The following is a 23,806-nucleotide window of genomic DNA, read 5'->3' as shown; positions in this document are numbered from 1 at the left end:
GAGTCCTTGCCCACTTCAAAAAGGGCGGAATCGCAAACCGCGAAATCCGCCCCTGGGTATGCCTGCAATCTTTATGCTATGAAATCTGAGGTACACTGATTATGACATAAGTCCGGTAATCCAGTCTATCACAGGGTGATAAAACACATAAATCCCCATAATTACAGCAAACACCGCCGATAGAAGCACGGCTCCTGCGGCGGTATCTTTGGCTTTCTTGGCCAGTGGGTGAATCTCCGGCGAGACCAGATCAATCGTCGCTTCTATAGCCGTATTCATCAGTTCGGCGGCCAACACCAGCGTAATCGCCAGCAGCAACAGCAGCCAGCTACCCGGAGGCAGTCTGAATACCGCTGCAGCGAGAAGGACGATTACAGCAAGACCGCAGTGCACTTTCATGTTCAATTCCGATTTGAATGCCGCGACGATGCCTTGTGCGGCGAAGCGAAAGGAATACCAGAACTTTTTGCGCCCTACTGCCGTGTTCTTAACCATTAGCGCGTCAGTCCGACCTGAGCCAGAACATGCTCTTGCTTGGACATCATTTCAGCTTCGGAGGCGTCATCCTGATGGTCGTAACCTAGCAGATGCAGAAAGCCGTGCACGAACAGGAAGCCAAGCTCACGTTCTAAAGAGTGGCCGTATTCCAATGCCTGCTCCTGAGCACGAGGGACAGAAATAATAATATCCCCAAGCACCTCCGGAACATCCTCCAGTGTCTCGCCTTCCTCCAGCTCATATATAATTTCCGGTTCATCTTCCGCCGATTCGTTCATCGCAAACGACAGTACATCCGTCGGGCGATCAATGCCGCGGTATTCCCGGTTTAATTCATGGATTCGCTCATTGTCTACGAAAGTCAGATCGACTTCGCCGCTATCAATGCCTTCAGCCTCCCCCGCTTTTTGCAGGATACTCTCCAGCAATGCAATGAGACTGTCGTTGATTTCAAATTGCTCTTGTTCATTATTCCATACCACATTCAGGCTCATGTACCAACAGCCCCTTCCTCTTTTTTCGGCTTACGCGCTTCCTCCGGATACTCAATCCGGGAGTGGAATATGCCCATCACCGTTTCTTTTAACGTGCGCGCAATGATGTCCAGTTCCTTGATAGTGAGATCACACTCGTCAAACTGATGGTCATCGAGGCGGCTCTTGATGATCTTCTCGATCATTGTTTCCACCTGCTCAACGGTCGGCTTGCGTAAGGATCGAACAGCAGCTTCCACACTGTCCGCTATGCCAACCACCGCTGATTCCTTGGATTGAGCCTTGGGCCCCGGATAACGGAAATCATCTTCTTCGAAATCAGGTGTAGTCCCCTTCTCTTCAGCAAGACGTAGCGCCTTATGATAAAAATAATGCAAAAATGTTGTTCCATGATGCTGCTCGGCGATGTCGCGGATCGGTTTGGGGAGCTTGTACTCCTTCAACATCTCGACCCCGTCCCGGGCGTGAGCCACAATAATGGATTTACTGAGCATCGGCTCTATAGAGTCATGTGGATTCTCCATATTGTTCTGATTCTCGATGAAATAAAACGGCCGTTTGGTCTTGCCGATATCATGATAATAGGAGCCTACCCGGCAGAGTAATCCATCCGCACCGATCGCTTCCGCCGCTGCTTCCGACAAATTGCCAACCATCACACTATGATGATATGTGCCGGGTGTTTCCGTCAGTAGCTTGCGCAGCAGAGGATGGTTGGGATTCGACAACTCTACCAGCTTAAGAGCCGATAGAATGCCAAAGGTAGCTTCGAAGAACGGCATCAAGCCGATAACCAGCACAGCCGTCAGAAGACCGCCGGTAAAAGCAAACCCGAGCGCATACAGCGTATCCATTTCTTTCAAGACACCACCGCTTAACAGCGTAAGCATAAAGACCGTCACACTGCCGAACAATGATACCATAATTCCGCCTTTTAGCAAGGCGGAGCGTTGTCCAGCCCGATGAGTGGCAAAGATCGCAACATAAGACACGACCAGGGCAAAAAAGCCAAACGTAAAGTCAAATACGGTATCCAGCTGCACATTCAGGATAACGCTAGCCAGAATGGCGAACAGGATCGAGCAGAAGTACGCCAGCGTCATATCCAGTAGCATCGCTACCAGCATGGCGCCGATGGCGACCGGAGCCAGAAAACCAGTATAAGGACGTACATCGCTCTGGAGAAACGCTGCAAGACGCATCAAGACGATTGTAATTACAAAGACCAGAACCAGCATCAACAGCTGGGAGTTATTATACTTGAAGCTGGATGGGCCTCCAGTATAGCGGATAAACATCAAGAGGCCGGTAGACAACATCGCAGCGAGCATCAATAGGCCAAGCTGTGGCCAATAGTTGACTTTGTTGTTCAAAAGGCCGCTCTCATCCAGAAGCTTGTACAGCTCTGGCGTGATCATTTGGCCCTTGGCAACAAGTACATCCCCTTGCTCAATGAACACCTTCGGTGCATTTTCGCGGGCCTGAACCTCAGCATCCTTGGTGGCATCCTCATCATAGAATTTGTTGCTCGTAATGACGAGACGTACCAACTCCTGCACGACTTCCCGGGCGGTACGCTGGCTGAGCGCACTGATGCTAACCTGTTCAGCCACCTTAGCCCTTGCGGTCTGAGCGTCCGTAATCTGGTCGTTCATCAGTCGATTGACAATATCACGAGCCACAGGCTTCATCTCGATGATGTCCTGGGAAGTCAGCCGCGGGATTTTGATAAACGTCTCTTCTGGAATAACATAGGTCTGATCCTTGATCACCGACTGCATTTCATCCAGTAGATGATCTGAGTATGTACCGTTATTTCGGCTTGTGCTTACAAAGTTCAGAATGAAATCACTGGCCCGCTTCGGAATCTCCTCACGGTATATGCCTGTTTTGTCGCTCTGGGAGATTAGGTCATCCTGATTAAGCCGGTCAATCCGGTCGAGCAATGACGTAACCGAATTGTCCGCTCGCATGGGGATGATTTTATAGCGTGGCTCCACATTCTCAGCAGCCTGCTCCTGTGCCTTAAGTGTAGCTTTGTTGTCCTGAATTCGCTTAGGTGATGTAATCTCCTTTGCACTCTGGGTCCCTTCCTTGATATCGTACCGCTTAGGTAACAGGTCGGGTGCGAGAGAGAAGTAGAACACAATTCCGAGCAACAGGAAAAGAGCATAGCGCGTCACCGCGCTATACTTCCATCCGTTATTGCTGTATACAAATCCGCTTAATTTCGTAGGTTGCTTTGAATCCATGGAGACAGTCCCCTTTATTCAAGGTTTTCGGCAGCCCGGTCATAGGCGACAATGATCTTTTGCACCAATGAATGCCGTACTACATCCTGTTCCGCAAAATAGACAAAGCCCAGCTCTTCTATACCGGATAAAATCGCTTTTGCTTCAATCAGGCCGGATTTTTTGCCACGAGGCAGGTCAATCTGGGTCACGTCCCCAGTAATAACCATCTTGGAGCCGAAGCCGAGCCGAGTCAGGAACATTTTCATCTGCTCCGGTGTCGTGTTCTGCGCTTCATCGAGGATGATAAAGGAATCATCCAGCGTACGCCCCCGCATATAGGCCAGAGGGGCGATTTCGATCAATCCCCGTTCTAGTGCCTTCGCCACCTGATCGGGCCCCATAACGTCGTACAGGGCGTCGTAGAGCGGTCTGAGATACGGATCTACCTTCTCCTGCAGATCTCCAGGAAGGAAGCCCAGGCTCTCCCCTGCTTCAACAGCCGGACGAGTTAGCACAATTCGCTTAACCGCGCCTTCCTTCAGCGCCGCAACGGCCAGAACTACGGCCAGATAAGTCTTACCCGTACCAGCCGGGCCAATCCCAAAAACAATATCCCGTTTCTTGATCGTAGTCACATAATGCTTCTGTCCAACCGTCTTCACACGGATCGGCTTGCCGCGGAAGGTTGTTGTAATTTCGCCTTTGAACAAGTCGAGCAGCTGATCGGCGCGATAATCCTTCGCAAGCTCCACAGCATACTGCACATCCCGCTCACTGAGTATGTATCCGCTGCGGATCAGAGACAGCAGCACATTGAACAGTTGACCCAGCTTGTCTACTTTCTGTTCTGCACCGCGCACCGTAAGCTCCGCCTCGCGGGAATCAATGGTTGCCGGAATTTCACTCTCGATGATTTTCAGAAATCCATCCTGCGGGCCGAAGAGGGATTGCGCTTCTCCCGCATTTTGCAAAGATATACGAATGCTTGCAGTCTGTTCTGACAAGTAGCCTCATTCTCCTTGGTTGTTTACTATCGGAAGTTCTTCCGCGATACTCTCTTCTACTTCAAAAAGTACTTTCATATAAACTTTACCATTCTCTTTCTTCTCATGCAAAATTTTTTGACTTTTGATGACGCTTTCGGTGCCGTAACGCGCGAAAATATCAGCTTTGGCCCGCTCCAGCCCCTCCGCTTTGGCCTCTTCTACCGTACGCGTGGCGGATGTCTCCCGGACCTCCATCTCCTTTTCTGTCATCCAACCCACTGGAAGCTCGATGGACCGCCAGGTCAGCGGGTCCATTTCGGTCAGCGTTCTCGATGCCTCGAAAGTCGATTTTCCATAGCCCCACAGCTGGATCGCCCACTTGCCGAGCACGAGATAGCTGCGATCCTTCCGTTCACCAGTGTAGGAGCTGCCCTTCGTTTCAAGTGGAACCGTGATATTGTATTCATGCCAGACAAGTCCCTTGACTTCCCCCTTGGCAACCACAGCCTTGGAGAACTCTTCGTCACCGAGGATACCAGAGATCAGGACATCTCCTTTCTTCACGCGGGAGTTACGGGCGACAACCGGCCTACCCTGCTCCGCGTATATATTGGTTACCACCGCATCGGTGCGGCTAATCAAGTGACGATTGCTAAGCAGCGGTTTTCGCTCCGGCTGGGCAGCTTCTACCACCTGTATGACTACACTTGTCCCTGTTCGCTCCATGCCTACCCATGAGACACCCGGCAGATGGTTCGTCAGTTCTGTAGCCAGCTTGTCCGGGTCCTTCAGACGCCAGATCCATTGATAGGTATAAAGCCCCTCTTTACGGGCGGCCGTTAAAATATCCTCTGAGGCAATGCGGTTATTCCCCTCCACCTTGATACTCCAGACCATAGAGCATAGAAGTAGGAGAGAGACACCGAACAGTACCACGCCCACGGCAAAAAATTTACGTTTCCACAGAAGGACCATCTTAAAGGGCAGACCATGCCGTCCGGTGACATGCATGCGGCAGCCTGTCCGCTTCAAGAGCGGCCGGAGGTTATAGAAATCGTCCAGCAGCAGCTTCAAGGAAGCGCCGTTCCCGGCAGGCTTCACGTCCCAGATGACTATGCCTGCCTCGGCAACAGCGTTAATGAATCCTTCCACCTGCGGTCCCGTCACTTGCAGAGTAACGAACCCCCGCAGTGATGACAGAGGCGGTTCCTTCATGATCTCTCCTCGCTTTCCTTGTACCTGATTTCCCCGATTATCCCCTCTATAGCCAGCTCCTGGCCAAGAATATTCCGGATCATAAGCCCCTCGCCTGTGATTTCCAGCGAGCCCTTGGCTAACGCAAGCTTCAGCTGCCCGGAGGAAAAGTGCAGCACGCCGCGATGATTCTCAATATGCAGCTCCTTATTGCCGATCAGGGTGATCCGGGGCATATCCTGCAGCAGATCCTGCGGCAGATCCAGCACCCCGTTTGTCCATCCCCGCAGCCTGCGGCCAATACGGGTCATAAGTAGACGTTCCCCCTTCCTGCCTTCTGTACACCATATGCGATAGCGCACCACTTTATGAGAAGAACTCATGGAAAAAAGCCCGCAGAACGGGATAGTTCGGCAGGCAATTCAGTAGGGAGAATCCGGCAGAAGCCTCCGCATACGAAAAAAACCTCTGACATTCCTGCAACCAGAAATGCCAGAGGCTTATGTTCTTGCTCAGATCAAATAATTGGTTCTTGCCAAAGGTCAGACATTAATATAAACAGTCCTGTTAGTTTTCTTTGCGGTAAGCATGCGGACGCTTCGAACGCGGAGGGCCGAGAATCTCTGCCCATATGAGACCTTTCCGCAGATCCTCACGGCTGGTCGCCAGAACCGGCCTTGAGGCCATACCGGCGTTCACTGGCTCGGAAGCATGCTTCACGCTTGGGGCGGGCTCACCAGACATTTCATCAAAGACAGCATGGAGCCGCTCCAGTTCCTGCTGCATTTTTTCAGTACGAGCATTTACGCTATCCAGTTCTTCCCCCTGCTCCACCGTCATTTCATTTCCGGTATCGGTATCTGCATCGGAACCAGGAATCCATTGCTGTTCCCGTTCCATCGGAAAGCTCTCTTCCAACTCACGCTCTTCCCGTGCAAGCTCCCGAGTCTCCCTGGGAACCGGAGCACCTGGTGGCGGGAACGTCCTGCCCTGCTGACCCACGTCACGCTTGACCCGGCGAAGCGGGCTGTCGTCCCCGCCTCCGAAGGTGGGCATGCCGCCCGGCGGCGCTCCCTTACCCTTCGTTTTATTAGCCTTGTTCACATTCGAGACGATGGCAAAAATAATCACTGCAACGATATAGATCCAGCTCACGGGATATCACATCCCCTTATTTGTTGTTTTTCGGACCGCTATTCTCGTCCTGATCATTCATTTTGCCGAGAGAACCGCGCATTTGCGTATCCGCCTCAATATTCTTGAGGTTCATATAATCCATCACACCGATCTGACCGCCACGTAGCGCTTCAGCCATAGCAAGGGGAACCTTCGATTCAGACTCCACCACAAGCGCCTTCATTTCCACGACGCGGGCCTTCATCTCCTGCTCATGCGCTACAGCCATTGCTCTGCGCTCTTCTGCTTTCGCCTGCGCGATGCGTTTGTCAGCCTCGGCCTGCTCTGTCTGGAGGTAGGCACCGATGTTCTTACCGACATCAACGTCAGCGATATCAATGGACAGAATCTCAAAAGCAGTACCTGAGTCCAGACCCTTGGACAAAACTGTACGGGAGATGGAATCTGGATTCTCTAAAACGTCCTTATGAGAGTTACTGGAACCAACAGTGGTTACAATCCCTTCACCTACACGGGCAATAATCGTTTCTTCACCGGCACCGCCGACGAGACGATCAATATTCGCACGTACGGTAACCCGGGCTTTAACTTTGACCTCGATCCCGTTTTTCGCTACCGCAGCAACAGTTGGAGTCTCAATGACCCGCGGATTAACGCTCATCTGTACCGCTTGCAGTACATCACGACCTGCTAGATCAATAGCAGCAGCACGCGTGAATTCCAACGGAATATTGGCACGTTGTGCCGCAATCAGGGCATTAACAACACGGTCGACGTTACCGCCAGCCAGATAGTGACTTTCAAGCTGGTTAATATTCAGACCGAGTCCGGCCTTTGTTGCCTTAATCATCGGATTGACGATCCGGCTTGGTGTAACCCGGCGCAATCTCATGGCCACCAGCGTAATAATGCTGATTCTGACTCCGGAGGCCAAGGCCGAAATCCAGAGCATGACCGGAAAGAAGCTTAAGAAAACACTCAGAACAATGATCACGACCACCGCGATCAGCAATATAGGAATCAAAGTTGCCTCATTCATACGTTGTTCAAACCCCCATCATTAAATAAATTCATTGGTGTAAAGTTCCGTCTATAAATGTTGAACTTAAGATACTAACGTAAGGATCGGCGTCGCTCCGGTGAAGCTTGGACTTTCGGTCGCTGTTGTCTCCAGATTTCATCTAAACTAATCGCTTATGCGGTTGAAATCCGGAGACAAAGGCGATCGCTTTCGCTCCTACAGTTCCAATCTTCCCCTTCACTCCTTCTCCCCTTTTCGTTCCTTTCTTCAGTTCACCTTACTTAGCCAGTTCTTTAACCACAATCCGTGCACCTTCCACGGTCACTACGGAGATTTCAGCACCAGCAGCAATAAAACTACCCTCGGTGACCACATCTATCCGTTCTCCATTCACCATAGCGGTGCCCGCCGGACGCAGTGGAGTAAGACTGACCCCAATCCCACCGACGAGATTCAGCTTCTCAAGCACAGGTATATAACCCTGCTCCTTGGTCAGACTTTCCTTCAGAATGAACCGGTTCCAGATGCCGCGCTCTTTGAATACAACGGCCACAATAATAATGACCACCGTCGCTGCCGCAAAAGCAATACCAAGGCTAAGCAGCGCATTCGTGTAGCTGTAAGCCGCCCTGACCACTCCTGCCACAAGACTTGCCGACCCTAACAGTCCCAAGATGCCAAAGCTCGGCATGAACAGCTCCAGCACCAGCATGACTAGCCCAAGGATGAACAGCAGCCAAGTCTCGGAACCAGCGAAACCTGCCACATAATTCCCGAAGAAATACAGGGTAAAGGCTAATGTTCCGATAATGCCAGGCGCTCCAAACCCAGGAACGATCAACTCAATAACGACCCCTGCAATGCCGACGAACAGCAAAATCGTCATAACAACCGGATTAGTCAGAAATTGCGATATCTTCTCAGCACCGGTGTGTTGCACCCGAAAAATATCGTCCGTAGTATACCCCATCCAGACTATCGCTTCTTCCGGAGTGTCTGCTATGTAATCAGCATAACCAGCTTTTAGCGCCTGATCGCTGCTAAGGGCAATAATCTCACCGCTACCCTTGCTCACGCCAAGCTTCGGCTTCTCTACAACAAGATTAATATCGGTCATTCCCGCAGCAATCTCCGGGTCCCGGCCGTTCAGCTCCGCAGCCCCCATCATCTTTGATTTCCAGTAGGATATCAGCTTCGGGTCCTCAACGTGACTTCCACTCTTGTCCACCAGCGAGGCTGATCCAATCATACTCCCCGGCTTCATCACAATCTTATCGGCGTTCAGTGCAATGTAACTGCCCGCGGAAGCTGCATCACTTTTAATAAAAGCTAGCACCGGGATAGCGCTTTCCCTAATTAGCTTACCAATCTGTTCAGCCGCACTAACTTGACCTCCTGGCGTATTGATATCCAACACAATCAGCACCGCACCGTAATTGTTCGCTTCCGCAAAACCCCGCTCCAGAAAACTCTGTAGACCCCGTTCGATTGCCTGATCAACAGGAATGATGAAGACCGGCCCCTTGACGGACTCTCCAGCTGCCAGCTCAGGCTGCCTAGGTGGATCAACATCAGCACTTGCCAGGGATGACAGCGGCACGAACAACAGCAGAAACAGCAACCCTGCAATGCAGGCATATGTAGTTTTACGAAGCCCTCTCATCTCTTCTCCCTCCCTTCTTAGAAAAATGGACATAAGCACATAATCAGTAGTACGAAAGTCGGGAGCATTCGTTTCAAAACAAAGAAAAACACCCCTTATAAAAAGGGGTGCTGACGTTCTATTATTGCAGAAATTGCTGAACCACTTGGTTCACAAGCTTACCATCGGCGCGACCTTTGACTTTCGGCATTAGCGCGCTCATGAGCTTACCCATTTCACTTTTCGAAGAAGCACCGGTTTCCTGGATGGTCTGCTGTACAATTACTTTAATTTCTTCTTCGGAAAGTTGCTCGGGAAGATACTTAATGATAATCTCGATTTCTGCCTTCGTACTCGCGGCAAGCTCGTCGCGACCCGCTGTCTCAAATTCTTGGAGGGCATCTTTGCGCTGTTTGATTTCACGACTAAGGATATCAAGCACTTCGCTGTCGTCTAATGTTCTCTTTAAATCTATTTCAAGATACTTTATCGTAGAACGAACCATTCGAATGGTGGAGAGTGTGAACTTGTCCTTACTCTTCATCGCTTGCTTCATATCTTCGTTCAATCGATCGCTAAGATTCATGCTTGGGTATTCCTCCTAAAACTTTCTCTTACGAGCAGCCTCAGACTTCTTCTTGCGCTTTACGCTTGGCTTTTCATAATGCTTGCGTTTCTTCACCTCAGCCAAGACACCATCTTTAGCGATGGAGCGTTTGAACCGACGAAGTGCAGCATCAATTGTCTCGTTTTTGCGAACTTTAGTTTCAGACACCAGTTTTCCCTCCCTCCGACCAGACCGTCCAAGAGCATAACACGGTTCATCAACTTTCATTATAGGTGAAACAGAAATACAGTGTCAACTGTGTAACACCTTTTTTTTATAACATACCCTCAAATCAACTCTTCAGTCTTACTCATGGGAATCCGAGATTCCCGTCAGAGCGCCCAATTTGGCCCCTCCGAGCAAGTGGTAATGCAAATGCGGTACAGTCTGTCCACCGTCAGGTCCGCTATTGTTGATCAACCGATAACCGGATTCCGCAATCCCAAGTTGAATGGCAAGCTGCTGGGCGACACTGTGAATCTCGGCAATCAGCGGCAGATCCTCAGGCGTAACCTCATTCATCGACCCAATGTATTTCTTCGGGATAATCAACACGTGCACCGGAGCCGCAGGCGCGATATCATGAAAGGCCAAAATGCGCTCATTCTCGAATACTTTGTTAGAGGGAATGCTGCCCTCAATGATTTTGCTGAATATGGTTTCCATACTGCGACTTCCTCCCCGAATTGGTTGTCCTATTATCATACAGGATAATCATGGTTAACGAAAGTCGGACAGAGCCTGCTACTGTAAAACCTGTCGACGGTATTAACTGGCGGTTGTATTAAAGTGAAATTAAACCTCAAACAGTCTTATCATACACTCTCTTTTTTCCGTGGCTTTGTTTATCACTTTAATGCGTTCTATAAATAAATTTTGATAACTGTATCTGCTACAGCTCAACAAACCACTCAAAAGGACAAAAAAAAGAAACACCCTTCACAGCTTAGAAAGCTGATCGGCGGCGGGCGTATGAAAAGGAGTCTTGCTCCCGGTCATACGTCCGCCGAGGTGTTTCAAAAATGATGTCGGCTTAGCTGTATTATAACAGGGGGGTGGTACTGTCTCTGTGACTGTTATCACACTGTTTGCCAAACCTCACATTTTTTCCAAAATAATACGTGACCCTCCTCCACCTTGCTCGGCAGGGACAACAACCAGCTTGCGCGGCAGCCGGGCCCGCAGTTCTGGAACGTGGCTTATAATGCCTACGGACAACTGATCATTATGCAGCCGCTCCAGCGAAGTTATCACGGTATCCAGCAGATCAGGGTCCAGTGTGCCGAAGCCTTCATCCAGGAAAAAGAACTGGAGTGGATACTGTCCACGCAGCTGAATCTGGGCAGACAAGGCCAAGGCCAGCGATAGTGAGGTCAAAAAGGTCTCGCCGCCAGACAGCGTTGATACCGGGCGCTTCACTCCGCCGTTGCCATCGTCGCGAATGACGAACCCACCGCCGGAATCAACCTCTAGCGCGTAACGCTGTTTGCTCAAGTAACGTAGGCGCTGGGAAGCCGCCTGACAGACTTGCATCAGCTGCTCCTCAGCGATATATTCCACAAAAGCATTACCGCGCAGACAGGACTGCAGCTTGGACAGGCGGTCCTGCAGAGCTTCATGCTCCAGTCGCTGAGTCTCAAGCTCCTTCCAGCGAATATGACGATGACGCAAATCCTCCAGATCACGTTCCCCGCGGGCCCGGTTCTGGAGCGAAAGTTCATCCTCTTCCTTGCAGCGGCGCAGCGTCTCCTGACTCTCCGCCCAGTCCACTTCGCTAAGCTGGGCTCCAGCAAGCTTCTCCTCAATATCACGAAGCTGTAAATTCACTTCCACTTCATCGTCCCGGTGATTCTTTACACGGGCTGCCGCAACGCCCCGCGCTTCTGCCGACAGCGCTGCACCTTCAACTTCGGCTGCTTCCGCGAACGGCGATAATACTAGACTATCCTCCCAGGCTTTGGCCGCAGTGGCATAGTGCTCTTGAGCGGAGTCTGCCGCCTGCTGAGCTATAGCCGCCTCTTTGCCTTCCTGCTGCGCTGCATCTGCAGCAGCACGGTAAGCCTTTTGACCGTCCTCCACAGCTGCCAGCAGCTCCTGCAAGCGCTGCTCGCAAGTCGCCAGCAGCCCAGCCGCAGGCCGCCCCTCCGTCCACTGGACCAGCCGGGCTTTCTTCTCACGCAACAGGGCATCCTTGCCTTCAAGCTGAGCATTCCACTGGGCCAGCTCCCTGTCGAGCACAGCGATACTTTCTTGAAGTTCCTGAATAGCAGCTGCTTTATCGTCTAGGAACTTCACGCTAATATTCAGCCGCCCACGAATTTCCTCGGCCTGCTCGTCTTTTTGGAGCCGTTCACGGTATGCGTTCTCTGTATCTTCAGGAGCTAGCTCCGGGAACTGCTCACTCCAGCTTTGCCGTAGACTTGCGGCTTGCTGGGTTAATTCACCGGCTTTGGCGGTTATACCTTCCACCCAGGCTTGTTCCGCCTGGACAGCCGCTGCCGCCTTGTGACAGGCCTGCTGGCCTTCTTGCAAGGCACGCTGCCATTCAGCTGCCGTCCGGCGCAGCTCCGCAGATCGCTGCTTCATGCTAGTCAGACTGCTGTCCAGTGAAGACAGCAGCGCTGCTGACTCTCCTGCGGACTCTGTGAACAGCTGATCCATTTGCCCTGTCTCGCCCAACATCTCGCGGCCTGCCGCGGCTGGATGATCCCAAGCCTGGGTGACTTCACCGCCATAAATCTGTTCCAGCCAGGTCATATCCTGCTCCCGCTGACTGCGGAAGCCAAGACGCAGCTCCAGCGCAGCCTTGGACCTGCTGCGGACTTGCTGCAGCAAAGCTTCCTGTCCCACCGGCACCCCGCTGTCTTGAAGTGTCGCAGGAGCTGGGTGATGCTGGCTGCCGCAGACCGGACAAGGGACGCCCTCCTCCAGATCACGGGCTAGTGACAGAGACAGGCGATGTATCTCCTGGTCCTTCAGTGCAGCTTCCAGCGCAGCGGCCTCATGTTCCAGGGTCTCCGCTGCATGCACCGCGGCGGCCTCTGCCGACCGCAAACCTTCAAGGTGCAGCACCGCCCCGCGGACCCGCTCAGCGCGGTCCGCTTCCAGTGCCCCAAGCGCCGCCTCAGCCCCGGCCAGGCGGCGCTGCGCGTCCGCGAGCGCGGCCTGGCGCTCGCGCTGCTCACGCTCTGCAGCATCCCGCTGGGATTCCGCAGAGCGCAGCCCTTGCAGTCTCTGCATGGCTTCCTGCAGAGACTGGCGCTCCTGGGAGCGGACCTCGAGCGGCTGCAGGCTCTGCTGCAGCTCGTGCTGCCGCTTTTGGCCCTTGGCCAAAAGCTCCCGCTCCCGGGCCAGCCCTTCCCGCATGGCGTTCAGCCTGCGGGAAGCCTCCTCGCTGCGCTCGCGCAGCGCAGCAAGCTCGCGCAGCAGCAAGTCGCGCTCGGCTTCCAGCTCGAGCGCCCGCCGGTACGTGCCGGCCGCCTCGCGGAGGGCCGGCTCTTCCCCGGCCAGCGCAGCCTGGGCGGCTGCTTCGACCGCTGCGGTGCGCGCCGCCTCGGCTTCGGCGGCGACAGCTCGGGCCGCCAGTTCCTCTGCACGGGCCTGGCGGTTCTTCAGGGCACCTTCCGCGCTGCGCCAGGCTTGCAGGAGCGGCAGCCTTTTCTCGGCTTCGTCAGCCTTGCCGAGCCGCTGTTCCAGAAGCAGGATATCTGCTTCCTGGGCCAGCAGGCGCTCCCGCTGCAGTTCCCGCCGGGAGCGCTCGCCTTGCAGCTCGCGAATCCGGGTGAAGCGCTCCGACAAAGCCAGCGCTTCTTCCAACCGGCGTCTGCATTCCGCCGCATGGACCACCGCCTGCTGCAAACGTTCAGCAGCAGCCTCCAGATCCTGCTCGCCAGCGCTGCCCAGACCCTGCTGTTCCGCCTCCAGCGCACGCAGCGCCGTATCGTTCTCCTTGACCCGGCGGCTAAGCTTCAAGGCAAGCTGGTCCCCGTACTGCTCCAGATGAAAGAGACGCTGGAGCATCTGCCTGCGGTCTACGCCACGCAGAGACAGAAACTCGGCGAACTTGCCTTGTGGAAGCACGACCGCCCGGGTAAAGTCATCCATTTTGAGACCGATTTTCTCCTCAACACAACGTGTCACATCAGCCAGCTTGTCCGCCAGTACCTGATCACCGTCAGGCAGAACCTCGATGAAACGACTGATCGTATTACTGACCGTCTGTTCACCCGTGCGCTTGAACTTCCGCTCCACACGGTAACGGTGCGAGCCTGCGGCAGAGGTCAGCTCGAAGGTAAAGGCCACGCTAAGCTGATCCTCGGAATGGTTCATAATCCCCTGGGTTCCGCCTACGGCGCGTTCCACCTTGCCGTACATGGCCAGTGTAATTCCGTCCAGCAAACTAGACTTCCCGCTGCCTGTCGGCCCGAAAATACCGAATAATCCCGTCTCCGTCAGACTCTCAAAATCTATCTCCTGCTGCTCTCTATAGCTTTGAAGTCCCGCTACCTTTAAAGAAATCGGCTTCATGTCAGTTCTCCTCCCCTTCCTCCGGCTGACGCCGTTCTTCTTCCGTAAGCTCCAGGAACAGCTCAATCAAGCTGTCATCCGGTTCAGCTCCCCCGGTCTGCCGCTGATAGAATTTACGAAATAATTCCTGTACAGGCATGCGAGAACGCGAGACCTGTTCCAATTCTTGCTCCATCTGTGGATAGATAGGACGAATATGTACGATTCCTTCCCGTGCCTTACGCAGTCGCTGGATATCGTTCATCGAGAGGGCTTCGTTCAGCCGGATTTCCAGATCAATAAAAGCGGAAGCGTCTCTGCCTTCATCCAGCCAGCGGTATACTTCCTCAAGCCCGCCGCTAGATTTCCAGTTCACCAGCGGACGGCCGCAACGCAAATAAACTTCTTCACAGACAGGCTCCTGGCCCGGAACGACATCAATCAAGGTCACCGACTTGGCCTGTCCCGCTTCGGAAAAGCTGTACGCGAGCGGGGAACCGCTGTAACGGATCATCCCATCGCCCTTAACCCGTTGTGCACGATGCAAATGACCAAGGGCCGTATACTGCGCTCCACAATATAGAGCAGAAGGATCGACCGTATAAGCGCCGCCAACCTGGATTGGCCGTTCAGAGTCACTTTCTACTCCACCCAGCACATAGATGTGGCTCATAGCCAAATTGACCGTCTCCGGGGTGAATTCTCGGCCCAGCAGCTTCATGAGCTTGCCCACACGGGCACTGTAGGCGAGGCGCAGCTCTGCTTCGCCGCTTTCTCCTGCCAGCAGCTCCCCCAGCCGAGCTTCAGATGGATAGGGCAGCGCAGCAATTTTGGCAACTTCTCCTGTACGTGCCACTTGAACCGTCACCGGATCAGAGGTTGGCAAGCCGACCAGCGTAATTCCTTGTCTACGCACAAGCGGGGAGACGGAAGAAACACGTTCCGGCTGGTCATGGTTACCCGCGATGACTACTAGCGGCCGTCCGCCTGCTGTCAGGCGTGCTGCTGCATCATAGAACAACTGCTCTGCCGCAGCCGGAGGGTTCACAGAATCATACACGTCTCCCGCCATCAAAATAAGATCAGCTTGTTGGTTATCCGCGATCTCCACCAGTTCATCCATGAACTGTTCCTGCTCCCGCTGGCGGCTTCTTCCCTCCAGCGTACGCCCCAAGTGCCAGTCCCCTGTGTGCAATATCCGCATCTTCTGTCCTCTTTTCCCGCCTTGCTTCAGATCTGATATAACACCACGACAGCTATACGTAACGACCATCGCAGCTTTATATCAAACCTGAAAAGGCCTGATTAATATAAAAATATGGCTCACCCCAAAACCAGCGACTGCTAAAAACAACTTCGTCAAAGCAACTCGATCACAAGGTTAAAAAACTCACGCCTGGAAGCGAGCGGACCGCATAGCAACGCATAACACCACATAGTCGTTATGTGCATGAAGCCACTCGCTGAAATATGCAGTGGACTCAGGTGAACCTATCTCCTCCGTAATAGCGGATTTTGATCAGCTTTATGCCTATAGAGTCCCTGTGGTCCTTTATCCTACTAAACGGTGAAATGGATAGGCAATAAAGACTCTGTAGTCCGTTGCTTGACGAAGCAAATACTGATTTTGAGGTAGCCCCTCTTGTTCATCTTCTACGCATAATAGAGTGAGACATTCACTCCTGCTAGATTTCAAGCCGTACAGGATGCCCTCCGTCGAAGAAATACAGCCAGATCTCACTGATGCTTTCTCCCAAAATATCATTCAAAGCTTTGCTATACAATTCCAGCTGGAAACGGTATTTCTCCTGTAGTGCCTTCAGGCCACCCTGATGCTCCAGAACGGAATCTGTCTTGTAATCCAGCAGGATTAGTCTCCCATCCTCACGAAACAGACAGTCGATAACCCCTTGAATTAACACCTCTTCACGTTCATGCTCTGGCGTCTCCGCTTCTGATGATGGTAGACCGGAGACTGCTTCGTCCAGTGGACCAAGTCCACGATAAGCCTCATCTGCTGGAACCATATAACTGAACGGTAATTCTCTCCGGTTCCATTCCGATGCCAGCAACCTGCTTCCAAGCTCGGTAGCATAAAACGCTGCAATTTGTTCCGCATCTATGACTTCAACCTGTTCCGGCGTCAAGATTGCCACCTGTTTCAGCCGGGCCAAGGTCTCTTCCACCACAGTGCGAGTCACCGCCGCGTCCAATGGAATATGCTGCATCACCGTATGGTAGGCCGTTCCCCGTTCTGCAGAGGTAAGGCTGCGCCGCTCCATAAACTTGGGCCGCCGCAAGCGCAGACTGTCCCGGTATGCCAAACCAACAGCCTCTTTTTCACCAGCAGGTCTGCTGCGATCCTCGTACAGATCATAAGAGGGCTGTTCTTGCATGGACAGCAGCGATTTCAGCTCCGTAACCGATGTCTTGGCAGGTATACGGGAAGCCGCAGCATATGGATAGTCCCAATCAAGCCTGCTTGCAATCTCGGTTCTCGCTGCTGTCGCTAGAGCTGGAATTGGCTGACCTTCCTGCAAAGCCGAAAGCGCCAGCTCGCGTTCTGCCCCGGCTTCGCTGTCCTCATCCCTCTCGGAAAATGCAGCTGAACTGAGTCCGTTGGAATCCATTACATGTATACTCCAGTGGGAAGCATCGCCATGAAGCACTGTGGATACTGTACCTTCCGATCCCGACAGCTTGCGCAAGATAGCTGCGCCCGGATGACGGATCAGCGCAGGCCCGACCCAATCAAGGTAGGTGCGCCCCCGGGCCAACAGATGGTCTGCCAGCAGCAGTTCCTCCCGGCCCTGTACAGCGCTCCAGCCCGCAACTTTGCGCGGTAAGTCACGCATCGTGCCGACCAGAATCATTTTATCCCGGGGACGGGTCAGCCCCACATAGAGTACACGCATTTCTTCAGCCAATAGTTCCAGCCGTGAACGCCGGTTAATTGCTAAATAAGGCAGAGTCGGATAAGTCACCCTTGTCTCCCGATCCACAAAACGCGGACCAAATCCCAACTCCTTGTGCATTAGAAACCGAGCGTGCAGATCCTGGCGGTTAAAGGGCTTGTTCATACCGGCCAGGAAAACAACCGGGAACTCCAGCCCTTTACTCTTGTGAATGGTCATAATTCTGACCCCGCTGCCCTCTTCGCCACTGCCACCCGCTATCCCTAAGTCCCCACCGTTTTCCCTCAGACGGGAAATATACAACAGGAACCGGAACAGACCGCGTGCCGAAGTATCCTGCTCATACTGGACAGCTCGATCATACAGAGCTTTCAGGTTGTTTTGCCGCTGAGCACCACCAGGCAGACCGCCAACCCATTCCAAATACCCGCTTTCCCCATAGATACGCCAGATCAGGTCGCTAAGGCTACCCTGACGGGCGGCCAGTCTCCAGCTCTCCAGTTGATCCAGAAAATGCTTGAGCTTGGCTATAAGCTCGGGCGCCAGGTCAGGACCAGATTGACTTACTGCTAATTCTTGAATCGTCAACTGATTATGCACACTGACTAATTGATCAAGTTCTTCCAAGGAAGCTGCAGGCGCCTCCAGACTACTGAGCGCGGCCGCAATCTCAGTTTGACCTGACTCTGCTGTCGGCAGCGCCGTTGCGGCATTTTCAGCTTGTCCTGACCCTGCCATTGGTAGCGCCGTTGCGGCCTGCACAGCTTCATAGAATGTCCCGTGACTGCACAACCGCACTGCAGACAACTCTTCCTCACTCAAACCGACTACCGGTGAGCGCAGTACGCCCGCCAGCGGAATATCCTGGCGCGGATTATCCACTACTTTTAAGAGCGAGAGCGCAATCTCTACTTCTGTGGCTTCAAAGTATCCCTTGTTCTGGTCGCCATAAGCAGGGATACCCTCCATTCGAAGCTCCTCAATCATGAGCGGTGTCCAAATTCTGGCTGAACGCAGCAGGATTACAATATCTCCGTATGCCACCGGGCGCATCATTTTGAGGCCTTTGTCGTAGATGAGCATTGGCGTTCCGCCGCTCATTCCGGTCATCACCGAAATTCTGCGGGCAATGGCCCGCGCTTCGAGCTGTGCCGTCTCACTCTCGATGACCTCACTCTCCGGTGCTGCTTCCCCGTCCCCAGGTTCTTCCTCTGACCTATCGGCACCAGATGTACCACGGTCAATCAGCAGCAGCTCCGGAGCAAAATACAGATCGGCTTTCTTGCCTTCCGTTCCTGGAAAACCGGCACCATAGACCAACTCAGCCCGCTCATCATAATCGATCTCCGCCACTGTCGCATTCATAATCTGCCGGAAAATCATATTCACGGCATTCACAACCTCCATCCGGCTACGGAAGTTTCGGGCCAGGTCAATAACCATTCCCTTGGAGGTACTGATCGCAGGATCTCCCCCAGCTATAGCCCCATCTGCCGGATGCTCGTCCGCTGACTCTAACGGCGCTCCTCCCGCACTGCTAAAGCTGCGGTATTTCTCTAGGAACAGACCTGGCTCCGCCAAGCGGAACCGGTAGATACTTTGCTTCATATCGCCGACCATGAAACGGTTCCCCGGGTCTTCCCTGGCAATCAAGCGAACAATTTCTTCTTGCACGCTGTTCGTATCCTGATACTCATCGAGCAGGACTTCATCGAACTGGGCGCGGTATTCCATCGCCGCATCGGAGGGCATGGAGTGGCCCGGCTGTGAGTCCGGGTGACGGAGAATTTGCAGGCAATAATGCTCCAGGTCGCTGAAATCGACCAGTCCTTTGCCGGCTTTCTCCAGCCGGTATCGCTCACCGAAGGCGATGACCGTCTCTGCCAGCTCCTTCATCAGCGGCGCCGCTTCATGCAGTTCGGCCAAAAAAGCCTCTGCCGGACGCCCAAACAGAGCATTCTGAAGTTCGGATAGGGTCTTCTTAACGCTTTCCCGCAACTCCTTGACCATCTCCTGCAGCCCAGGATCTGTGGCATCCTTCTTGCACAGCTTCAGCTTCCCGAAGCTTACGCTGCGGAAAGCCTCATACAGCTCGGCCCAGGGCCGTCCGCTTAAAGCGGCCTGCAAGCCTTGCACCATATCCAAATCTGCCGCAAGATTCTCGGCATATGGAGCAGGCCCCCCCGGCTGCAGGGCTATTTCCCGGCCTTGTAGCAATTGGCTAGCCGCACCGTCCAAGGCCAGCTTCGCCTCTGCGAGAATGCTCTGCACCCATGGTGTGCGCCCCAAGCTCTCCGTATCCGGCAGCGAGAAGTCCGCTGCCGTATCGCGCAGCCACTGCTCCGGCCATGGATGGCTGCGAGCAAAATCATGCAGCCGCTGTATTAGCGCGTGTACTGCATCATCTGTACGCTCGCCGCTGAACCAGTCGGCCAGCGCGACGAACACACTGTCCCCGCCATCTTCCCCGGCCTCGCCATACTTCTCTTCCAAGAGTTCCATCAACAGCTCTTGTCGCATCATTTCCGCTTCATGCTCGTTCAGGATGCGAAAGCCTGGATCAATCGGAATCAGTTGATAATACCGCCGAATAACCTCCAGACAGAAGGAGTGCAGAGTCGTAATAGAGGCTCTGCCAAGCAGAGCAAGCTGGCGACGCAAATGCTCATTCCCATTATCATTCTCCAGCGCGCGGTCCAGTGCCTCGCGGATCCGCTGCCGCATTTCCGAGGCAGCCGCCTTGGTGAACGTGGCAACGAGCAGCCTGTCTACACTGAAGCCGTTCTCTTCCCGGCTGATTTTACGAATAATCCGTTCTACCAGCACCGCTGTCTTCCCGGAACCCGCCGCAGCCGCGACCAGGATATCATCGCCGCTCTCGGCAATGGCGCGCCATTGGTCATCGCTCCATATGCTGCCTTCGGGCTTATTGTCTATAGCAGGCCTTACATTCACGGCGTTAATCCTCCTTTGCGGGACAGCAGGTCCCAGATGTCGTCCTTGCCCGGCTTGCCGAGATGGTTATATCCGCTGCCTTCAATACTCTCATCAAACTGGCATACCGGTTTGAAGGAGCAGAATGTGCAAGCTGTCTCCTGTTGAATCCGATAGGGCTGAATGGCTACGTCCCCTTCTGTAATTCGGGTGCCGATTTCTGCTATTGTGCCTTTTACAGAGGACAGCAGCTGACCCCATTGCTCCGGCGTTGCTACAGAAGCGCTGCTGTAGAAGCTGCCGTCGCTTTTCACCGCAACTGGAACAATCGCAGAATGTCCTTTGTCGAGTGTAGTGTCCATTAAGGATACGACTTCACGGTCAGCCAGCAGCAGACCCTTCATTTTGAACCGTTTCAGCAGTTCCTGCTCCGCCTGCTCGCGGTTCATGCCGTTGGACGAAGAGAGCAGCGGATCATGGACGTGAAAATAAAGCGTGCCTGCCGGGAGTGCTGGCTTACCCAGCCATTCCTCGGAATAGGTTAGCAGCACTTCAAGATACGTCAGCATTTGCAGCGATAGACCGTAGTAAACTTCGTGGAGCTTGAGGTCCTTCTGACTGGACTTATAGTCAATTACACGCAGTAGAATGCCGTTCTCCCCTTCCGCCTGATCCACCCGGTCAATCCGCCCGACCACTTCCATCACACAGCCGTTGGGCAGTGTAATCCGCAGGGGAGGAAGTTTTTTACCCGGTCCAAAATCAAGCTCCAGTCCGACCGGCTCAAAGCTACCCCGGCGGGCATGCTCGCCCAGAATTACGGAAGCCCGGCCCACAATACTCTTCAGCTTGCGGGTGATATAACCGTACCGCTTCGTACTGAGGAGAATCTCACCCTGAAGCAGCGGTGACAGGCGGTCCACTGTCTCCCCGGCTTCGCGGCGACATTCCTCCGGTGTCAGGCTGGCCCAGCCACGGCCCTGCTCTTGCAGCCGCTGCGCCATTTCACTAAGCGCCGCATGGAACAGCTGTCCGATGTCCGGGGCCTGAAGTCTGTACATCTGCCGCTCCTTAAGGCGTAAACCGTACGCGGCAAAATGAGAGAACGCACAGGCCGAGAACTTCTCCATCCGGGACACGCTACCACGCAGCGTAGAGCCGCCATACAGCCTGAGGCTCGTCCCCCGCTTCAGTTGAGTGCCTTCGTTGCGGTAGAACAGTGAGCCGAGAAGCCGCTTCAGGCGTATCTTCTTCGCTTCCTCCTCTGCTCCGGAAGCGAACCAGTTATAGACATCCCACCAGAAAGACGGTATATCGACACCCTGTCGCCACTGTCTCAGTTGCACCATCAGGATGCGCAGACTTTGTTCCGGATCCCCAATAAAGTCCATATGCAGGGGTAACACGGTCTGCGCCGCTTCATCTGATGCCGCAGGCGGACTGGCTGGAAGCTGACGTTCTGTCAGCTTGCCCCCGAACATCAGCTGCAAATGACGAATCACTTCAGACGGCAAAAGGGCCTTCCCTTCCTCGTCAGCAGTCGCATAGCTAATCCACAACTTATGGCTCGCTGTTGTGAGCGCATTGTAGATCAGGAAGCGCTCGTCAAGCAGCCTACGGGATGCCCCCGGAGCAAGCTCCAGGCCAACGTTCTCCAGTATCCCACGCTCTCCCTCGGACAAAATACCATCTTCCTTGAATTGTGCGGGAACAACACCCTCATTGAATCCAAGCAGAAATGCATACTTCACACCCGAAGTACGCGTCCGGTCCATGCTACCTACCAGAACCTGATCCAAAGCCGGTGGCACCAGTCCCATCTTCAGCTCGGCGAGACCGGTCTCCAGCACACCCGCGAACATCGCAAACTCCATTTTCTCGTTGCCCATCATTTCCACGATCTGATCCAGCAGATCAAGCACCGCACTCCATATCTGGCTGTTCTCACGGACACTAGCAGCCTTTCCCGATTTCAGCGCCTGGGTGCTCATCTCCTCCAGCTTACCCGCCGTACCAGCATCCTCAAGAAGAGTGTATACTGCCCGGCAGAGATCTTCTCCGCTACGGCTTTTCTTTACCCGCTTCTCGAAAGCTTCCAAGGGACCGATAATGGCTGCCCTACATTTCTCCATCGTAGACAACAAGCCTTCATCCACAGTCCTGTCGCCTTCCAGCGAAAGGCTGGGAATACCTCTCCAAGGACGACCATCCGTCCAGCGATACCCCTGAATACCGCACGCCAGCACATAATTCTCCAGATTGTCCATGTCTTCACTAGTCAGGCTCCCGTCATCTGGAAGAAGCAGTCCGGTCTTCACGCAGCGAAACACATCTTCATAACGCCAGCGACGCCGCACCACATCGAGCGCAGAGCGGATAAATTCTACTAGCGGGTGATGTAGCTCATTCACCTTCTGATCGAGGAAGAACGGTATCTTGTAATCGTTGAACAGCGGAGACACTAACGATTCATAATCGCTGATGTTTCGCATGAATACCGCCATTTCGCCGTATTTGGCACCTTCATCCCGTGCTAGTCTGAGCATTTCGCGCAAGGCCCCTTCCACTTCAGCCCTGTGCGATACAGCAGCGCCAATGGTAATGGACTGCGCTGTGTCCCCCTTATGTCCACTCCAGCCCAAACGGCGGTCATACCCCCGCTCCAGATGGCCGAGTACAGGGCTATCCTTGAAGCGCGGCAGCACTTGAGGCGATAATAGCTCGTCCCAGACCTCTAGCCCCGCTTCCTCGGCCATACCACGGAGCTTGATATACGTCACCGCAGCCGGATGGAACAGATCAAGCTCGTGCAGCCCACCACCGGATGGATAAGACTTGTCCAGGGTTAGCGATATTGTCATACTGGAGGCATGCAGCATCAGTTCCCGCAGCACCTTGAATTCCTGAGGGGTAAAGCCGTGAAAGCCATCCACCCAAATCTCCGCACCCCGAACATAGGAAGACAGTGAAATCTGCTCGGCCAGTTCGACCAGCCGGTCCTCTTCGTCCATATACAGCTGCGACATCTCTTGCTCCAGATCGCTAAATACGATATATAAATCCTCCAGCTTGCCTGCCAGAATGGGGCTGTTACCAATAGAGTCGCGCATACTGGACAATTGCTCGTTCAAATCATTAGAACCGATACAGCATCGCTTCAATTCGGTATGCAGCTGGCTCAGCCGTTCCACAAAGCCCGGACGATCCGAAGAGGGTCCGAAGAGCTTCAGCTCCTCCTTGCGGCGGCTGATGATTTTATAGATAAGCATCTTCTTGCCTTCTTCACTGATCGGAAGATTTGCACTGCCGCCCGTTTCCTGCCTTACCCGATAAGCCAGCCGCGAAAAGCTCAGGGTCTGGGCGCGGATGCTTCCCTTGGCACCACCCGCAGTGAGCAGCCCCCGTTCGGTCCCAAAAGACCCCTGCTCCGGCACAAGCACAATCATTGGTGCGCCAAGCGGTTCCTGCGCTAGCTGAGAGGAAATCGACTCCCGTATTTTAGTTGTCTTACCGCTGCCCGAGCGTCCGATTAAAAAGGTTATCGACATAAATAAAGACTCCTCCCATGACAAAACAAAAATGTAACTCCAGTCACTTACTCGTCCCAACATTATACCATATCACCCTTCATTCGGAAC

Annotated in this window: 16 protein-coding genes; all 16 read right to left on the bottom strand. The window is 53.6% G+C overall.

Annotated elements, in window-relative coordinates; genetic code table 11:
• Window positions 1-99: 99 nt before the first annotated feature.
• The 16 genes from ACFORK_RS01930 to addB all read right to left on the bottom strand — a co-directional run bounded on the left by ACFORK_RS01930 (window position 100) and on the right by addB (window position 23,716).
• Window positions 100-495 carry a diacylglycerol kinase family protein gene (locus ACFORK_RS01930; RefSeq protein ID WP_379195060.1) on the bottom strand — a complete coding sequence of 132 codons (396 nt, stop codon included), beginning with the start codon at window positions 493-495 and terminating at the stop codon, window positions 100-102.
• Window positions 495-992: an rRNA maturation RNase YbeY gene (gene ybeY / locus ACFORK_RS01925; protein ID WP_379195058.1), complete on the bottom strand. Its 498-nt coding sequence runs from the start codon at window positions 990-992 to the stop codon at window positions 495-497. The genes ACFORK_RS01930 and ybeY overlap by 1 nt, the downstream gene beginning before the upstream one ends.
• Window positions 989-3,244 carry an HD family phosphohydrolase gene (locus ACFORK_RS01920; RefSeq protein WP_379195056.1) on the bottom strand — a complete coding sequence of 752 codons (2,256 nt, stop codon included), beginning with the start codon at window positions 3,242-3,244 and terminating at the stop codon, window positions 989-991. Before ACFORK_RS01920 ends, ybeY begins: the two co-directional genes overlap by 4 nt.
• Window positions 3,245-3,258: 14 nt before the next feature.
• A complete protein-coding gene (locus ACFORK_RS01915) occupies window positions 3,259-4,230 on the bottom strand; it encodes a PhoH family protein (RefSeq protein WP_379195054.1) in 972 nt (323 codons plus the stop codon).
• A gap of 6 nt (window positions 4,231-4,236) precedes the next feature.
• The gene (gene yqfD / locus ACFORK_RS01910) at window positions 4,237-5,427 is read right to left on the bottom strand and encodes a sporulation protein YqfD (RefSeq protein ID WP_379195052.1); all 1,191 of its coding nucleotides are present in this window, start codon (window positions 5,425-5,427) and stop codon (window positions 4,237-4,239) included.
• Window positions 5,424-5,717, bottom strand: coding sequence for a sporulation protein YqfC (gene yqfC, locus ACFORK_RS01905; RefSeq protein ID WP_379195050.1), 294 nt, complete (start codon window positions 5,715-5,717; stop codon window positions 5,424-5,426). Before yqfC ends, yqfD begins: the two co-directional genes overlap by 4 nt.
• 256 nt (window positions 5,718-5,973) lie before the next feature.
• The gene (locus ACFORK_RS01900) at window positions 5,974-6,561 is read right to left on the bottom strand and encodes a hypothetical protein (RefSeq protein WP_379195048.1); all 588 of its coding nucleotides are present in this window, start codon (window positions 6,559-6,561) and stop codon (window positions 5,974-5,976) included.
• A gap of 16 nt (window positions 6,562-6,577) precedes the next feature.
• Window positions 6,578-7,582 (bottom strand): flotillin-like protein FloA, encoded by a 1,005-nt coding sequence (floA, locus tag ACFORK_RS01895; protein WP_379195046.1) that lies wholly within the window; start codon window positions 7,580-7,582, stop codon window positions 6,578-6,580.
• A gap of 259 nt (window positions 7,583-7,841) precedes the next feature.
• Entirely contained in the window at window positions 7,842-9,227 is a 1,386-nt protein-coding gene (locus ACFORK_RS01890; protein WP_379195044.1) for an NfeD family protein, read from the bottom strand.
• Between the two features lie 121 nt (window positions 9,228-9,348).
• On the bottom strand, window positions 9,349-9,792 hold the full coding sequence (locus tag ACFORK_RS01885; RefSeq protein ID WP_379195042.1) for a GatB/YqeY domain-containing protein: 444 nt from the start codon (window positions 9,790-9,792) through the stop codon (window positions 9,349-9,351).
• Between the two features lie 15 nt (window positions 9,793-9,807).
• Window positions 9,808-9,981, bottom strand: coding sequence for a 30S ribosomal protein S21 (gene rpsU / locus ACFORK_RS01880; RefSeq protein WP_005547957.1), 174 nt, complete (start codon window positions 9,979-9,981; stop codon window positions 9,808-9,810).
• Window positions 9,982-10,119: 138 nt separating this feature from the next.
• Window positions 10,120-10,479 (bottom strand): histidine triad nucleotide-binding protein, encoded by a 360-nt coding sequence (locus tag ACFORK_RS01875; protein WP_379195040.1) that lies wholly within the window; start codon window positions 10,477-10,479, stop codon window positions 10,120-10,122.
• A gap of 432 nt (window positions 10,480-10,911) precedes the next feature.
• Window positions 10,912-14,340 carry an AAA family ATPase gene (locus ACFORK_RS01870; protein WP_379195038.1) on the bottom strand — a complete coding sequence of 1,143 codons (3,429 nt, stop codon included), beginning with the start codon at window positions 14,338-14,340 and terminating at the stop codon, window positions 10,912-10,914.
• A gap of 1 nt (window position 14,341) precedes the next feature.
• Window positions 14,342-15,523, bottom strand: coding sequence for an exonuclease SbcCD subunit D (locus ACFORK_RS01865; RefSeq protein ID WP_379195036.1), 1,182 nt, complete (start codon window positions 15,521-15,523; stop codon window positions 14,342-14,344).
• Window positions 15,524-16,004: 481 nt separating this feature from the next.
• On the bottom strand, window positions 16,005-20,189 hold the full coding sequence (locus ACFORK_RS01860; RefSeq protein ID WP_379195034.1) for a UvrD-helicase domain-containing protein: 4,185 nt from the start codon (window positions 20,187-20,189) through the stop codon (window positions 16,005-16,007).
• Window positions 20,186-23,716, bottom strand: a complete 3,531-nt coding sequence (gene addB, locus ACFORK_RS01855; RefSeq protein WP_379195032.1) for a helicase-exonuclease AddAB subunit AddB — start codon at window positions 23,714-23,716, stop codon at window positions 20,186-20,188. The genes ACFORK_RS01860 and addB overlap by 4 nt, the downstream gene beginning before the upstream one ends.
• Window positions 23,717-23,806 lie beyond the last annotated feature (90 nt).

This window comes from Paenibacillus sp. GCM10012306, from assembly GCF_042649265.1.
Classification (GTDB): Bacteria; Bacillota; Bacilli; order Paenibacillales; family Paenibacillaceae; genus Paenibacillus_AQ.
The sequence above is the reverse complement of the archived record's forward strand: the minus strand, read 5'-3'. Positions and strand labels throughout refer to the sequence as shown.